This window comes from Bacillus nitratireducens (assembly GCF_036320425.1).
GTDB lineage: Bacteria > Bacillota > Bacilli > Bacillales > Bacillaceae_G > Bacillus_A > Bacillus_A nitratireducens.
Window position 1 is genome coordinate 1 of record NZ_JAUMJO010000074.1, and the last position, 212, is coordinate 212.

The window sequence follows — 212 nt, forward strand, 5'->3', positions numbered from 1 at the left end:
GCTTATCCTATAGCAATTGAACAGTTAAAAAAAGAAAAAAGCATACCTAACGGTATGCGACTTAGACAACAAAAGTACTTGAATAACATAGTAGAACAAGATCATCGCTTTATAAAGAAGCGAATCCGTTCTATGCTAGGCCTTAAATCTTTTGACACAGCTACATCCATTCTTTCTGGAGTAGAAGCCATGCATATGATTAAAAAAGAACA

1 protein-coding gene is annotated in these 212 nt (G+C 34.4%); it reads left to right on the forward strand.

The features are described 5' to 3' along the window. On the forward strand, positions 1 to 212 hold a 212-nt coding region (locus tag Q3V31_RS30910), incomplete at both ends, for a DDE-type integrase/transposase/recombinase (protein ID WP_329767710.1).